The organism is Actinophytocola algeriensis (assembly GCF_014203735.1).
Taxonomy (GTDB): domain Bacteria; phylum Actinomycetota; class Actinomycetes; order Mycobacteriales; family Pseudonocardiaceae; genus Actinophytocola; species Actinophytocola algeriensis.
In genome coordinates, this window is sequence record NZ_JACHJQ010000001.1 from 1161881 (window position 1) to 1176940 (window position 15060).

At 69.9% G+C, this 15060-nt stretch carries 14 protein-coding genes; 9 read left to right on the forward strand and 5 right to left on the reverse strand.

Features of this window, described 5'->3' with window-relative positions:
• Positions 1-76: 76 nt before the first annotated feature.
• On the forward strand, positions 77-1075 hold the full coding sequence (gene add / locus FHR82_RS05515) for an adenosine deaminase (RefSeq protein WP_184809089.1): 999 nt from the start codon (positions 77-79) through the stop codon (positions 1073-1075).
• A gap of 106 nt (positions 1076-1181) precedes the next feature.
• Here the strand turns inward: add and FHR82_RS05520 are convergent, their stop codons facing one another.
• Complete coding sequence (locus FHR82_RS05520) at positions 1182-2093, reverse strand: pseudouridine-5'-phosphate glycosidase (RefSeq protein WP_184809090.1); 912 nt, start codon at positions 2091-2093, stop codon at positions 1182-1184.
• A gap of 50 nt (positions 2094-2143) precedes the next feature.
• Complete coding sequence (locus FHR82_RS05525) at positions 2144-4039, reverse strand: M48 family metalloprotease (protein WP_184809091.1); 1896 nt, start codon at positions 4037-4039, stop codon at positions 2144-2146.
• A gap of 147 nt (positions 4040-4186) precedes the next feature.
• Here FHR82_RS05525 and FHR82_RS05530 point away from each other — a divergent pair, with 147 nt between their 5' ends.
• The gene (locus tag FHR82_RS05530) at positions 4187-4717 is read left to right on the forward strand and encodes an SRPBCC family protein (protein ID WP_184809092.1); all 531 of its coding nucleotides are present in this window, start codon (positions 4187-4189) and stop codon (positions 4715-4717) included.
• Here FHR82_RS05530 and FHR82_RS05535 read toward each other — a convergent pair.
• Together FHR82_RS05535 and FHR82_RS05540 are read right to left on the reverse strand one after the other, a co-directional pair.
• Positions 4654-5247, reverse strand: a complete 594-nt coding sequence (locus FHR82_RS05535; protein WP_311770885.1) for a LemA family protein — start codon at positions 5245-5247, stop codon at positions 4654-4656. The genes FHR82_RS05530 and FHR82_RS05535 overlap by 64 nt on opposite strands.
• A gap of 70 nt (positions 5248-5317) precedes the next feature.
• Positions 5318-6118, reverse strand: coding sequence for a sporulation protein (locus FHR82_RS05540; protein ID WP_184809093.1), 801 nt, complete (start codon positions 6116-6118; stop codon positions 5318-5320).
• 154 nt (positions 6119-6272) lie between these two features.
• On the opposite strand from FHR82_RS05540, the gene FHR82_RS05545 reads away from it, so the two are divergent.
• Positions 6273-6509, forward strand: a complete 237-nt coding sequence (locus FHR82_RS05545) for a DUF3039 domain-containing protein (protein ID WP_184809094.1) — start codon at positions 6273-6275, stop codon at positions 6507-6509.
• A gap of 34 nt (positions 6510-6543) precedes the next feature.
• On the opposite strand, the gene FHR82_RS05550 is transcribed toward FHR82_RS05545, so the two are convergent.
• Complete coding sequence (locus FHR82_RS05550; RefSeq protein WP_184809095.1) at positions 6544-7581, reverse strand: YihY/virulence factor BrkB family protein; 1038 nt, start codon at positions 7579-7581, stop codon at positions 6544-6546.
• 195 nt (positions 7582-7776) lie between these two features.
• On the opposite strand from FHR82_RS05550, the gene FHR82_RS05555 reads away from it, so the two are divergent.
• From FHR82_RS05555 to FHR82_RS05580, 6 genes are all read left to right on the forward strand, one after another.
• Positions 7777-9510: a DEAD/DEAH box helicase gene (locus FHR82_RS05555; protein WP_184809096.1), complete on the forward strand. Its 1734-nt coding sequence runs from the start codon at positions 7777-7779 to the stop codon at positions 9508-9510.
• Positions 9511-9888: 378 nt separating this feature from the next.
• Positions 9889-11019: a sugar ABC transporter substrate-binding protein gene (locus FHR82_RS05560; RefSeq protein ID WP_184809097.1), complete on the forward strand. Its 1131-nt coding sequence runs from the start codon at positions 9889-9891 to the stop codon at positions 11017-11019.
• A gap of 73 nt (positions 11020-11092) precedes the next feature.
• Complete coding sequence (locus tag FHR82_RS05565) at positions 11093-11866, forward strand: ATP-binding cassette domain-containing protein (RefSeq protein WP_184809098.1); 774 nt, start codon at positions 11093-11095, stop codon at positions 11864-11866.
• 27 nt (positions 11867-11893) lie between these two features.
• Complete coding sequence (locus tag FHR82_RS05570; protein WP_184809099.1) at positions 11894-13327, forward strand: sugar ABC transporter permease; 1434 nt, start codon at positions 11894-11896, stop codon at positions 13325-13327.
• Between the two features lie 46 nt (positions 13328-13373).
• Complete coding sequence (locus FHR82_RS05575) at positions 13374-14531, forward strand: ROK family protein (RefSeq protein WP_184809328.1); 1158 nt, start codon at positions 13374-13376, stop codon at positions 14529-14531.
• 33 nt (positions 14532-14564) lie between these two features.
• Complete coding sequence (locus FHR82_RS05580) at positions 14565-15044, forward strand: MarR family winged helix-turn-helix transcriptional regulator (RefSeq protein ID WP_311770886.1); 480 nt, start codon at positions 14565-14567, stop codon at positions 15042-15044.
• Positions 15045-15060 lie beyond the last annotated feature (16 nt).

Sequence of the window (15060 nt, forward strand, 5' to 3'; positions counted from 1 at the left end):
ACGCGGCGACCTCGCTCCCTAGTCGCCCCGCGTTTCGCCTGTCCGTACACATTTTCTCTTTCCGGGAGCCCATTTCATGCTGCGTGAGTACATCCATGCCCTGCCCAAGGTCGAGCTGCACGTCCACCTCGTCGGCTCGGCGAGCGTCGACACCGTGGTCGCGCTCGCGGCCCGCCACCCTTCGGCAGGTGTGCCGACGGATCGTGCCGAACTGGCCGCGTTCTACGAGTTCCGGGACTTCGACCACTTCCTGAAGGTCTACTGGGCCGTGCAGTCGATGCTGCGCGACCGAGGGGACATCGACGTGCTCGTCACCGGGCTCGCGGCCGAGCTGGCGGCGCAGAACGTGCGGTACGCCGAGGTCACGGTCACCCCGTACAACCACGTTCTCGACGGCATGCCGGGCGACGAGCTGCTCGCGGGTCTCGAGTCCGGCCGCGCGACCGCACGCGACGTGCACGGTGTCGAGCTGGCGTGGGTGTTCGACATCCCCGGCGAGAAGGGGATCGTGGCCGGGCGCGAGACCCTGACCTTCGCTCTGGGTGAGCGGCCGGACGGGCTGGTCGCGCTCGGTCTCGGTGGTCCCGAGATCGGCGTGGGCCGCGCGCGGTTCGAGCCGTTCTTCACCGCCGCGCGCGAGGCCGGGCTGCACAGCGTGCCGCACGCCGGCGAGACCAGCGGTCCGGCGACGGTGTGGTCCGCGCTCCACGACCTCGGCGCCGAGCGGATCGGGCACGGCACGTCGTCGGCGGCGGACCCGGCGCTGCTCGCGTACCTCGCCGAGCACCGCATCCCGCTGGAGGTGTGCCCGACGTCGAACGTGCGCACCCGGCAGGTGGCGTCGGTCGACGCGCACCCCGTGCGGCGGATGCTCGACCACGGCGTGGTGGTGACCCTCAACACCGACGACCCGCCGATGTTCGGCGCGACGCTGGAAGGCGAGTACCTGGCGGTGGCGACGTCCCTCGGCCTGCGGAAGTCCGAAGTGGCCGCACTGGCGGCGAACGGGGTCCGGTCGTCGTTCCTGCCCGCGTCCCGCAAGGACGAACTGCTGGCGGAGATCGCCGCGGTCTAGTTTCGTTGCCGCGCAAGGAGTCCGGCACGACCGCGGCCCGGTGGACGGCACTGTCCGCCGGGCCGCGGTCGCGGTGCTCGAGCGGCACGCGACGTCGGGGAACCGTTCAGAGCTGTGTGAGGGCGACCGCGACCTCCGCGGCCAGGGCGACGTTCGCCAGCACGAGGGCCTCGTTCGCGTCGAGGCTCGCACCGTCGCTGGCCGTGTGGAAGTGTTCCAGCAGGACCGGGGTGACGTCGCCGCCTCGGACGTCGTCCGCCACGACCTTGGCCATGCCTTCCGCCAGGAGGCGGTCGTGCAGTCCTCGGTCCATCTCGCTGGCTTCCGGGATCGGGTTCGCCAGCAGCACACCCGAACCCGGGCCCTGTGCGCGGTGCGCCGCGACCACGGCCGCCGCCTCCGTCGGGGTGTCCACGCGCCACGGCACCGGGTACCGGGACTCGCGCCGGTAGAACGCGGGGAACGAGTTCGTCCGGTAGCCGATGACCGGCACCGACCTCGTCTCGAGCACCTCGATCGTCGCGCCGATGTCCAGTACCGACTTCACGCCGGAGCAGACGACGGTGACCGGGGTGGTCGCCAGCACCTCCAGGTCCGCCGACACGTCCCAGGACTTCGTCTCGCCCGGCGGGGGCAGGTGCACACCGCCAAGGCCGCCGGTGCCGAACACCGGGATCCGCGCCGCGTAGGCGATCACCGACGTGCTCGCGATCGTGGTGGCGCCGTCGCGGTTGAGCGCGACGGCCGGGCCGAGGTCGCGGGCGGACAGCTTCGCGAGCTCCGCGTCCGGCGCGCACACCCGGTCCAGCTCGGCGGCGGTCAGACCGACGCGGATCTGCCCGTCCAGCACCGCGATCGTCGCGGGCACGGCACCGGCCGCGCGGACCGCGTCCTCGATGGCGGTCGCCACCTTGCGGTTGCGGCCCGGCGGCAGACCGTGCGCCAGGATCGTGCTCTCCAGCGCCACCACGGCCCGGCCGTCGGCCTGCGCGGCCGTCACTTCCTCGTTGACTCGCATGCGGTCCTTCCCACTCGGCTGCGCTCGATCGTTCGCTCCGCGAGCTCCGCTCACGACGCCACCTGCTCCGGCCGCGCGTCGGCGAGCGGCGGGAGCGGGCAGTGGATGAGCGCGCACACGGTGCGCAGCAGCTCGATCTCCGACACGGTCATCACGCCGTCGTGCCCGATGACCGTCACCATGCCGGCCACCAGGTACTGCTTCTCCGGCCCGTCCAAGCCGTCGAGGGCAGGCCACACGTTCTCCAGCAGCACCGGCGGCACTGGCGCGAACGGCAGCGGCTGCCCTGGCACCACCTGCGCCAGTCCCGCACGGTACGCGTCCTCCGCCTGCCCCGGCCTGCCGGTTTCCGCGAGCACCGCGAACAGTGTCGCCGCCGCCTGGTTGATCGCCTGCCGCCCGGCGCGCCGCCTGCCCCACGGCGAGGTGCGGTGCACCGACTCGTACAGCTCGCGGTGCAGCAGCCGGGACAGGCAGTACTCGTGCAGGTCCAGCACGCCGTCCGTCTGCGCGAGCGCGTGGATGCACGCGAGCACCGCGTCCTGCTCCTGGCGCGGCCGCCGACGCAGCACGGGGAACGCCAGCTCGGCCAGCGGCAGCCGCAGCACCGGGTGCAGTGACGCCAGTGCCTGCGCCTCCTGTCCCGCCGCGTTCGCGACCGCGGCGCCGAACCTGCTCGCGATGATCTGGTGTGCCGTCCTGGCCTGCGGGTCCCTGGCCATCAGCAGCCCGAGTACCAGCGGCAGCACCGCGTCGGGGTGGCGGGCGCGGTCCAGGACCGGTGCGGGGATGGCGGCGAGGATCGAGCCTGCCCGCTGGTGCTCGGCCGACCGCGGCACCGCGGCGGTGCCGACCGACGCGACGACGTCCTCGGGCCGGACCGGCATGGGCGCGTTCCGCGGCGGCAGCGGACGTTCGGTCGGCGGGGTGAGGCCCAGCACCTCGTCCTCGTGCATGCCGTTCGGCGCCTGCGCCTGCCAGGCCGTGGTGAGCTGCGCGAGCTGCGCCGGGTCGAACGTCGGGTCGAGGGTGCGGATCCGCCGCTCCAGCGGCGGGTGGGTGGCGAACCAGTTCGCGAAGCCCTCGCCGAACAGCATGTGGCTGACGTCCTCGGACCGCTTGTTCCGCAGCTTGGCGCCCTCGGGGAGCCCGCCGATCTTCTTCAGCGCGCCGACGAGTCCCTCGGTCTGGCGGGTGTACTGCACGGCGGACGCGTCGGCGAGGTACTCCCGCTGCCGGGACACCGCGGCCTTGATCAGCCTGCCGAAGAACACCCCGATGTACCCGACGATCATCAGCACGAGCCCGATCAGCGGCAGCGGGTTCTTCTCACCTCGGATGTGCAGCAGGATCCGGCCGACGACGGCGAGCCCGAGGATGCCGAACAGCACGCCCATCAGCCGGATGTTGAGCCGCATGTCGCCGTTCACGACGTGGCTGAACTCGTGCGCGATCACGCCCTGCAGCTCGTCGCGGTTGAGCCGTTCCAGCGCGCCGTGGGTGACCGCGACCGCGGCGTCGGCGGGCGTGAACCCGGCGGCGAACGCGTTGATGCCCTGCTCGTTGGGGAGCACGTACACCTCGGGCACCGGGGTGCCGGACGCGATCGCCATCTCCTCGACGACGTTGCGCAGCCTGCGCAGCCGGGGGTCGGTGGTGTTCTCTTCCACGAGCATGCCGCCGAGCGACTGCGCGACCCTGCCACCACCACCGTTCTTGAGCACCAGCGTGCGGAAGAACGAGGTCAGCCCGATCGCGACGACCAGGAACAGGCTGAGCCCGATCATCATGTTCATGATCGTCGCCGCGCTCTGCTCGGACAGCCCGAGCAGGAAGAACGCGATCAGGTCGACGACCACGACGAGCGTGATCACAGCGACGACGAACAACACGACCAGGCGGCGCGACGACTTGCGGACATCCTGCTGGCGTTGGAAGAAGTTCATCTACCGGACGACCGCTCTGACCTGGGACACGACGCGAGTGTAGAGCCGCGACCAGCACACCGTGCCGAGATTCGGCACTGTGTCGAATGCCGCGCGCCCCGTTCGTGGGGAAGGTGGGAGGACCTACTGAACGGGAGCGTGTCCGCTGTGCAGAACGAGATTCTGAGTGCCACCCTGACCGTCGCCGTGCCCGCCGACCGGGTGTTCGCGGTGCTGGCGGACCCGGCGACCCACGCGTCCATCGACGGGACGGGCTGGATCCAGGAGTGCGTCGACCGGAAGCCGCTGACCCTGGTGGGGCAGCTCTTCCGGATGGAGATGTTCCACACCGACCACCCGGACGGCGACTACCGGGTGGTCAACAAGATCGTCGTGCTCGACGCGCCGCGCGCCATCGGCTGGCTGACGGGCACCGAGAAACCCGGCGGCGAGCTGGAGTTCGGCGGCTGGTTCTGGCGGTACGACCTCGTGCCGCTCGGCCCGGCGGAGACCGCGGTCACGCTGACCTACGACTGGTCGGCGGTGTCCGCGTCCGTGCGGGAGTACATCCAGTTCCCGCCCTTCGGCCCGGACCACCTCGGCAACTCGCTGCACCACCTCGCCGAGCTGACCGATCAGGCGTCGCCCAGGGAGATCCGCGGGGCGGCGCGCTTCACCGGGTCGTCCAGCTCGAGGTAGGCGGCCGGGCCGAAGGAGAACATGTTCGAGATCAGGTTCGACGGGAACGTGTCCTGCTTGTTGCGGTAGACCATGACCGCGTCGTTGTAGGCCTGCCGTGCGAAGGCGACCCGGTTCTCGGCCGACGTGAGCTCCTCGGCGAGCTGGCGCATGTTGTCGCTGGCCTTCAGTTCCGGGTAGTTCTCGCTGACGAGGAAGAACTGGCCGATGCTGCCGGTCAGCGCGTTCTCGGCGCCTGCCAGGGCGGCCATCGCCTGCGGGTTGGCAGGCGCGGCCTGCTGCTTGGCCTGGATGGCGGCGGCACGGGCGTTGACCACCGCGGTCAGGGTGTTCTGCTCGTGGCGCATGTAGGCCATGGCGACCTCGACCAGGTTGGGGATCAGGTCGTGGCGCCGGGTGAGCTGCACGTCGATCTGCGCGTACGCGTTCTGGTAGTTGTGCCGGGCCCGTACCAGCGCGTTGTACATCACGATGATCGACAGGACGACGATCACGACGATGGCGACCAGCGCCACCAGCAGCCACACCACGGTTGCGCTCCTCACTCTGCGGTTCGCCCAGCATAGGCGGGTGCGCGGCCGCGGTGTGGCTGCTCGCGCGTCAGTCGAAGATGGCCCTCGGCTTGGCCACCTCACGCAGCCAGCCCTCGATCTGCTGTTCCCAGTTGGTGCGCCCCATCGCCGCGTACTCGACGACGAACGAGCCCAGCCGGGGCTGCGCCCGCCCGCCGAGCCCGCCGCCCTTGAGCACGCGAACCCGCTTCTGGACGTCGAGCACGACCTGCACGTCCCGCGGCCGGGCGAGGAACGTGACGGCGACCTCGTTGAACACGTTCGCCACGGCGGGCGGCGGGGTGAAGGTGATCTCCTGGAAGAACGGCAGCTGCTGGTCGACCCCGTCGACCCGGTTCTTCACGAGGTTCGCGTCCCGGAACTGCCACCCGATCCGCGTCATCGCGTCGAGGATCCGGTGCTGTGCGGGCACCGGCTCGATCGGGATCGCGTCCACGTCCTGCGGGTCGACCACGGTCCTGGCGAGGTTCAGGTTCGTCTGCAGCCCGACGGCCATGCCGGTCAGGTACTTGCCGAACACCGTCGTCACCGGGGTCTCCCACGGCATCTGCATCTCGAACGGCACCTTGATCTGGGCACCGGCACGGACCAGTTCCTTGCCCGCGAGCTGCACGTTCTGGAAAGGCAGGTCGGTCGTGCTCTCCTCCGACCCCTGCTCGACCCTGGCCAACAGGGTCACCGCCAGCGACTCGACCTCCTGGTCGAGCTGCCCGCCGACGAGGATGACCTCACCGTGCAGCGTGCCGCCGGGGCGCACGTGCCGGTCGAGGATGCGGGCGTCCACTGTGGCGCCGCCCTGGCCGAAGCTGGCCATCACCTTCTGGAACATGCGCGCATCCTGCCAGCAGGTGGGCCGGCGTGGCGTCATTTCGCGGAGCTTGCGGAGCGAGTCATGGGCGCTGCGTGGAGCTTGCGGAGCAAATCGTGGGCGCTGTGCGGAGCTTGCGGAGCGAGTCATGGACCCTGTCGGGCATCATGGCACCGTGAGTACGCAGACGTTGCCAGAAGTCGACACCCAGGACACGACGGGTGATGACACCCCGAAGATGTTCCACTACGTCCGCAAGGACAAGATCGCCGAGAGCGCGGTGACCGGCTCCATGGTGGTCGCCCTGTGCGGCGAGGTCTTCCCCGTGACCCGCTCACCCAAGCCCGGTTCCCCGGTGTGCCCGGAATGCCAGAAGATCTTCAACAACCTCCCCCCGGGCGGCGACGACTGAGCCGAGGGGGTTGGCCGACGCACGGGACCGCAGGTCAGCCGTCCTGTTGCTGAGGAGCGGAAGCAGGCTGCTCGGCCTCGACCTTGCCGTTGGGACTGGCAGGCTCCGCGGCAGCGACCCGGTTCATCTCCAGCCGCCGCCACCGCCGCCGTTGCCGCCGGGTCATCCGCGCGGGCCACATCTCCTGGATGGCGGCGTTGAAGTAGGCCCCGGTGACGATCGCGAGCCCGATGAAGAACGCGAACAGCAGGAACGCGATCGGTGTGGCCAGGGCCCCGTACGTGTACCCGGTGGTCGTGATCCACGAGATGTAGAGCCGCAGTCCGATGCTGGTCAGCAGGAACACGACCATGGCGAGCATCGCCCCGGGCAGCCCGCGGTGCCACGGCAGTTTCCGGGGCAGGGCGAGTTTGTACAGGGTGGCGAGCGCCAGCACCAGCATGATCCCGAGCGCCGGGTAGTAGAAGATCTCGACCCAGTACGAGATCTCCCCGCGCCAGGCGCCCGGGAACAGCTTCGGCAGCAGGTCGGGCCCGAGCGCGACGATCGGCAGCCCGATCACCAGCAGCACCAGCGCGGCCAGGTACAGCAGCAACGCGAAGATCCGTTGCCACACCTCGTTGCGCACCCCGTACTGATCGTGCGCGACCGTGATGGCGTCGACGAACGACGACATGGCCGACGAGCCCGCCCACAGGGACAGCAGGAACCCGAGGGTGAGGATCTCGCCACGGCCGTGGCGCAGGATGTCCTCGACCGTCGGCTGGATGATGTCGTCGACGACGTTGTTGCTGAAGGCGGTGTGGGACCATTCGATGATCGAGTCGTGGACCGAGTCGATCACGTCCCGGCCGAACCACTGGGCGACGTACCCGAGGCTGCCGAGCAGGCCGAGCAGCAGGGGCGGCAGGGAGAGGACCTGCCAGAACGCGGCCTCGGCCGCCTCGGAGAACAGGTTGCCACCCCACGCCTTGGCCCACGTCCGCTTGAGCAGCAGGAGCGGTCCGCGACGTGGCGGGGCGCTGGTCGCCTGCGTCGCGTCGGGTGTGGGGTGTGGTGGCTGGGGACTCATCTCATGGACAAGCATGGTCCATCGGCTTGCGGTTGGCGCGACAGTCCCCGAGATCGTGACCTGCGTGTCGCCCCGGAGTCGAGTCGCGCCGCACCCCGCTCCGGTGCCGGAGGTAGAGTCATCGAAGCCCTCAACGACGCCCGCTGAGGGCTTCGTTGTGCCAGGAGTGCGTCCAGGGGAGGAGTTGCCGGACGAATGACATCGGTGCAGGGGACGGAACAAGCGGTCCGGCCGGGGGGCTCCCGACCGCTGCGGGCGTGGCAGCGGCGGGCCATCACCAAGTACCTGACGACCAAGCCACAGGACTTCCTGGCGGTCGCGACGCCAGGTGCCGGCAAGACGGTGTTCGGGCTGCGGCTTGCCGCGGAGCTGCTCGCGGACCGGGTGGTCGAGCGGATCACGATCGTGACGCCGACCGAACACCTCAAGTACCAGTGGGCTGGTGCCGCGGCGGCCGCAGGCATCTCCATCGATCCGAACTTCCGGAACTCGGCGGGTGCCACGGCGAGCGACTACCAGGGTGTCGCGGTGACGTACGCGCAGGTCGCCGCGCACCCGATGCTGCACAGGGTGCGCACCGAGCAGCGCAAGACGCTGGTGATCCTCGACGAGATCCACCACGGCGGCGACGCCAAGTCGTGGGGTGACGGCATCCGGGAGGCGTTCACGCCGGCCGTGCGCAGGGTGGCGCTGACCGGTACGCCGTTCCGCAGCGACGACTCGCCGATCCCGTTCGTGACCTACGAACCGGACGCGGGCGGGTTCATGCGCAGCAAGTCCGACCACACCTACGGGTACTCGGACGCGCTGGCCGACGGCGTGGTCCGGCCGGTGATCTTCCTGGCGTACTCGGGTGAGGCGAGCTGGCGGACCAGCGCGGGCGAGGAGTTCACGGCCCGCCTCGGCGAGCCGATGACGAATGAGCAGACCGCGCGGGCGTGGCGGACCGCGCTCGACCCGGAGGGCGAGTGGATCCCCGCGGTGCTGCAGGCCGCCGACCTGCGGCTCGCGCAGCTGCGGCAGAGCGTGCCGGACGCGGGCGGCCTGGTGATCGCCTCCGACCACATCTCGGCGAAGGCGTACGCGAAGATCCTCACCGACCTGACCGGCAGGGAGCCGGTCGTGGTGCTCTCCGACGACCCGAAGGCGTCCAGCCGGATCGCCGAGTTCTCCGACTCCGACGACCGGTGGCTGGTCGCGGTGCGGATGGTGTCCGAGGGCGTCGACGTGCCCCGGCTGGCCGTCGGCGTGTACGCGACCAGCGCGTCCACCCCGCTGTTCTTCGCGCAGGCCGTCGGCCGGTTCGTGCGTGCGCGGCGGCCGGGGGAGACGGCGAGCGTGTTCCTGCCGAGCGTGCCGGTGCTGCTCGAGCTGGCGAGCCAGCTGGAGGCGCAGCGCGACCACATCCTCGGCAAGCCGCACCGCGAGAAGGACGGCTGGGACGACGAGCTGCTCGCGGACGCCAACCGGCAGAAGGACGAGCCGGGCGAGGAGGAGAAGGCGTTCACCTCGCTGTCCGCGTCCGCCGAGCTGGACCAGGTGATCTACGACGGCAGCTCGTTCGGCACCGCCGCGTTCGCGGGCTCCGACGAGGAGCAGGAGTACCTCGGCCTGCCCGGGTTGCTGGAGCCGGAGCAGGTGCGGGCGCTGCTGCGCCAGCGCCAGGCCAAGCAGGTCGAGCAGCGGTCCAGGCAGGCGGCGAACGCCGAACCGGCCGCGGCGCCGCAGGCCCGGTCACAGTCGGTGGCCGAGCGGCTGACCGGGCTGCGCAAGGAGCTGAACACGCTCGTCGCGATGTACCACCACCGCACCGGCAAGCCGCACAGCATGATCCACAGCGAGCTGCGGCGCGTGTGCGCGGGCCCGCCGACGGCGATGGCGACCATGGAGCAGCTCGAGGAGCGAATCGCAACCCTGCGTTCCTGGTGACCATGCCCTGAAGGTGCCCTTGGCGACGGTCGACGTCCCCGGGGCACCTTCAGTGCATTCGAGGTCCGATACTTTCGGTAATCGTGTACCTGTGGTGATCAACTTGCCAATACATGCCCTGATCCGGTGAAACCCTTGCGTGGTACCAAACGGCCCTCGCGCGCGGGGGCGCGCGCGGCTACGCTTCGTGCCCGGTGCGCATGCCTGCGCCACTCTCCAGGTCGATGACCGGCGGATGACCGGTTCGTTGCCAAACTGTGTCTTGAGAGGGCCTCTCGTGGCTTCCCTCACAAGCCTCGCAGGCATATGTTGTGCACCGCAACATTTCGGCTGGGGTTGGCGCGACGCCCACCAGACCGACCGTGAAGGGACCGATGAATGCGCAGTAGAAGGCTTGCTCTCCTCGCCGCGGGGCTGGGTCTGACCCTTGCCGTGTCGGCGTGTGGTGCCAACCAGGAGTCACCCCAGAGCAACGACGACCAGGATTCCGGCAGCTCCTCGACGGGCGAAGGTGTCCCGGTCGGCGTCATCCTGCCCGAGACCGCGTCGTCGGCGCGGTGGGAGGGCTTCGACAAGCCCATGCTCGAGGCGGCGCTGCGGGCCGAAGGGCTCGACCCCCACATCGAGAACGCCCAGGGTGACGTGCAGAAGTTCGCCACGCTGGCCGACGGCATGATCAACGACGGCGTCAAGGTCCTGATCATCGCCTCGATCAACAGCGAACTGGGCGGCACCGTCGCGCAGAAGGCCAACGCTCAGGGCATCCCGACCATCGACTACGACCGCCTGAACCTCGGCGGCAGCTCCGACTACTACGTGTCGTTCGACAACGTGAAGGTCGGCGAGCTGCAGGGGCAGGGCATGGCCGACGCGCTCAAGGACAAGCCGGACGGCGCGCAGGTCATCGAGATCGAGGGCGCGCCGACGGACAACAACGCGACCCTCTTCTACAACGGCCAGCAGAACATCCTCAAGCCGCTGTACGACTCGGGCAAGCTCAAGCTGGTCCGCTCGCAGCCGATCGACAACTGGGACAACCAGGTCGGCGGTACCACCTTCGAGCAGATCTTCACCAGCAACGGCAGCAAGGTCGACGGCGTGGTCGCCGCGAACGACGGCCTCGCGGGCGCGGTGATCACCATCCTGAAGAAGTACCAGCTGAACGGCAAGGTCCCCGTGACCGGCCAGGACGCCACCGCGGACGGCCTCAAGGCCATCCTGTCCGGTGACCAGTACATGACCGTCTTCAAGCCGATCAAGGAAGAGGCGGAGGCCACCGCCAAGCTGGCCGCCGCGCTCGCGAAGGGTGACAAGGCCGCCGCGGACAAGATCGCGACCGACGAGAGCGACGACCCGACCGGCAAGCGCAAGGTCAAGTCCGTCCTGCTCGAGCCGTTCATGATCACCAAGGCCGACGTCAAGCGCGTCATCGACGAGGGCTACGTCAAGGCCGAAGAGGTGTGCACCGGCGAGACACAGGCCGCCTGCACGGAGCTCGGCATCTCCTGACCCTGTTTCAGCCCGGGCCGGCCGCATCCCCAAGCCACTGGGGGCGGCCGGCCCGAGCAGGAGGAAACCCCCCATGAGTGAACCCCTTCTCGAGCTGATCGGGATCAACAAGAGCTTCGGCCCCGTACACGTGCTCCACGACGTCGACTTCACGGTGCGGGCCGGTGAGGTCACCGCACTCGTCGGCGACAACGGCGCGGGCAAGTCCACGCTCGTCAAGTGCGTGGCCGGGATCTACCCGATGGACTCCGGCGAGGTCCGCTTCCGCGGTCAGCCGGTCACCATCCACAGCCCGAAGGAAGCGGCGAACCTCGGCATCGAGGTCGTCTACCAGGACCTCGCGCTCGCCGACAACCTCGACGTCGTGCAGAACATGTTCCTCGGCAGGGAGCGCGGCTCCCGGTGGCTGATGGACGAGTCGAGCATGGAGAAGGCCGCGCGCGAGACGCTCGCCTCGCTGTCGGTGCGCACGGTGAAGTCGGTCCGCACGCCGGTCGCCGCGCTCTCCGGTGGGCAACGGCAGACCGTCGCCATCGCCAAGGCCGTGCTGTGGGACTCGAAGGTCGTGCTGCTCGACGAGCCGACCGCGGCACTGGGTGTCGCGCAGACCCGCCAGGTCCTCGACCTGGTCCGCCGTCTCGCCGAGCAGGGGCTCGGGGTCGTGCTGATCAGCCACAACATGGCCGACGTGTTCGAGGTCGCCGACCGCATCTCGACGCTCTACCTCGGCCGCCTGGTCGCCGACCTGCCGGTCAAGGAGACCACGCACAGCCAGGTGGTCGAGCTGATCACCGCCGGTCGCTCCGGCGACCTCGGCCTCGCCCGCCCAGAGCAAGTCACCCTCTAGCTCTTCACACCCGAGGACCCCTCTCTCATGACCGAAACCCCTGCCAGGGCCGAGACGCCGCCGTCCGGCAACGCGATCTCCGACTTCGGCATCGACACCACCTCACAGTCCACCGGCGAGGCGATCAGGGACTACTTCGCCAGGCTGCGCGGCGGCGAGCTGGGCTCACTGCCCGCTCTGCTGGGGCTCGCCGTCCTGGTGATGATCTTCTGGGCGCTGTCGGACAACTTCCTGACGCTGAACAACACCGCGAACCTGATCGCGCAGGGCGCCGGTCAGATCATCATCGCGATGGGGCTGGTCTTCGTACTGCTCCTCGGTGAGATCGACCTGTCCGCCGGTACCGCGTCCGGGGTGTGCGCCTCGGTGATGGCCATGCACTACGTCGAGGCGGGCAACCTGCTCGGCGGCATGGGCACGACCGTGTTCTGGGTGTTCGAGCTCGGCATGCTGCTCGCCGCGTTCCTCGCGCTCGTCATGCGGATCTGGGCAGGCGCGGTGTTCGCGCTCGTCGCGTTCACCATGGCGCTGCTCGGTGTCCCGCCGAACGCGTGGCTCGAGATGCTGCTCGCGGTCTGCGTCGGCGCGGCGATCGGCTGCATCACCGGCTTCATGGTCTCCAAGATCGGCATGCCGTCGTTCGTGGTGACGCTGGCGCTGTTCATCACCTGGCAGGGCGTGATCCTGCAGTTCATCGGCCAGGGTGGCGTGTTCGGCATCCGCACGTCCCAGGTGCTGTTCAACGTGGCCAACGGCAACCTGTCGGTGCTGGGCAGCTGGCTGCTGTGCCTGATCGCGGGCGGCGGCTACGCGGTGGTGGTGCTCGGCGAGCACTTCTCGCGCCTGCGCAAGGGCCTGGTGACCAAGCCGACGCCGATCGTGGTCGGCCGGGTCGCGGTCGTCGGCGCCATCGCGGTCATCGCGACCATCCTGTTCACGGTGAACCGCTCGCCCAACCCGGACCTGGTGACCATCCAGGGCGTGCCGTACGTGGTGCCGATCATCCTGGCCCTGCTGGTCATCGGGACGTTCACGCTGAACCGCACCCGCTACGGCAGGCACATCTACGCGGTCGGCGGCAACTCGGAGGCCGCGCGCCGCGCCGGTATCAATGTGAGCAAGATCCGGGCCAGCGTTTTCGTGGTTTCGTCCGCCGCGGCGGCGATCGGTGCGATCGTGTACTCGTCCAAGGCGGGCTCGGTCGACCCGCAGGCCGGTGGCCTGAACACGCTGCTGTTCGCGGTCGGGGCGGCGGTCATCGGCGGCACCTCGCTGTTCGGTGGCCGGGGCAAGGTCGCCCACGCCGTGATCGGTGGTCTGGTGCTCGCGACCGTGAACAACGGCCTCGGACTGCTGAACCAGCCCGCCGCGGTGGTCAACATCATCACCGGTCTGGTGCTGCTGCTGGCGGCCACGGTCGACGCGCTGTCCCGCCGGAGGGCTGCCGTAGCATCACGGTGATCGGACAGGAGCGAGGGGCTTGACCAGCACACCAACGGGCACGCCCATGGGCGCCCGGCCCGACGAGGTGCGCAGGCACAACCGTACGGTCCTGTTGAGGAGGCTCCACGTCGGCGGCCCGTGCACGAGAGCGTCGCTCGCGGCAGAGCTCGGGCTCAACCGCAGCACGATCAAGGCACTGGTGGACGGGCTCGCCGAGTCCGGTGTGGTCGAGGAGCGGGTGCCCCGCCAGCGCAGTGGCGCGGGGCGCCCGTCGCTCCTCGTCCTGCCCCAGGCGCACGCGGCCGTGGTGCTCGCCGTGGACGTGCGGGTCGACCAGGTCGCGATCGCGCTGGTCGGGCTCGGCGGCGAGATCCTCGGGCGCAACAGCTGGAACCTGCGCGTGCGCACCCGGGAACCGGAGGAAGTGGTCACGCACGTGGTCGACTCGGCCATCGTGCTGGCGGCCGACATCGGCGTGACGATGGTCGCGGGCGGGGTCTCCGTGCCGGGTGTGGTCCGCCGTTCCGACGGGCTGGTCCACGAGGCGCCGAACCTGCACTGGACCGACGTGCCGCTTGGCGATCGCCTGATGTCGGTGTTCGACATGCCGGTCGTGGTCGGCAACGACGCGGAGCTGGGTGCGCTGGCCGAGCACCTGCGCGGCGCGGCACGGGGTTCGTCGGACGCGGTGTACGTGTCGGCGGACGTCGGCGTCGGCGGCGGGGTGATCTCCGACGGGTCCGCGCTGCGCGGCACGGCCGGGTACGTCGGCGAGCTGGGCCACATGATGGTCAACCCGGCCGGGCGGCCGTGCTACTGCGGCAGCAGGGGCTGCTGGGAGACCGAGGTCGGCGAGCCCGCGCTGTGCCGGGCGCTCGGCCTGCGGGAGGGTGCACCGCGCGGGGCGGTGGTCGCCGAGCTGCGGTCGCTGGCGGAGTCGCCGGAGGAGGTCCGGGAGCGGCTGGCGGTGTTCACCGAGTGGCTGACCGTCGGGCTGGTCAACGTGGTGAACGTGCTCGGGCCGGAGCTGGTGGTGCTGGGTGACCTGTTCACGGCACTGCCCGCGTCGCTGATTTCCGATGTGGCACAGGAGGTCCGGCGCCGCAGCCTGGTCAGCAGGGCGGTGGGCGGCACGCGGATCGAAGCGTCGACCCTTGGCGGCGACTCGACGTTGCTCGGCGCGGCGGAGCTGGCCTTCGAACCCGTCCTCGACGCGGTATGACAGTGCTTATATAAGTACTGTTATATTCGGTGGGTGAACGATCCCACCGAAGAGGGTCTCTGGCGTCCGCTGCGGCTGTTGCTCGCGCGCATGGACGACGACATCGCCCGCCTGTACGCCGGCACCGACATCAAGCCGACCTACGTCATGGAGCTGCTGCGGTTGCACTTCCGCGGCCCGATGACCATCCGGGAGCTGGCCGAGTCCGTGAAGCGGACCCACTCGGCGCTCAGCCAGAAGGTGGCGGCCATGAAGGCCGCCGGGCTCGTCGAGGTCGCCCAGGGGCCGGACGCGCGGAGCAAACTGGTCTCCCTCACCCCGGCCGCGACGGCGATGGTCGCCAAGCTGGCCGCGGAGTGGCGCGCCACCGAGGCGGCGTCCGCGGAGCTGGAGGCGGAGCTGCCCTACCCGCTCAGCCGGGTCGTGGCCGACATGGAGGAAGCCCTGTCCCGCAGGAGTTTCCACGACCGGATCGCGGCGCGGCTCGCCGACGACCCGGCGTGGCAGCGGTGACGTGGCCGGGTGACGT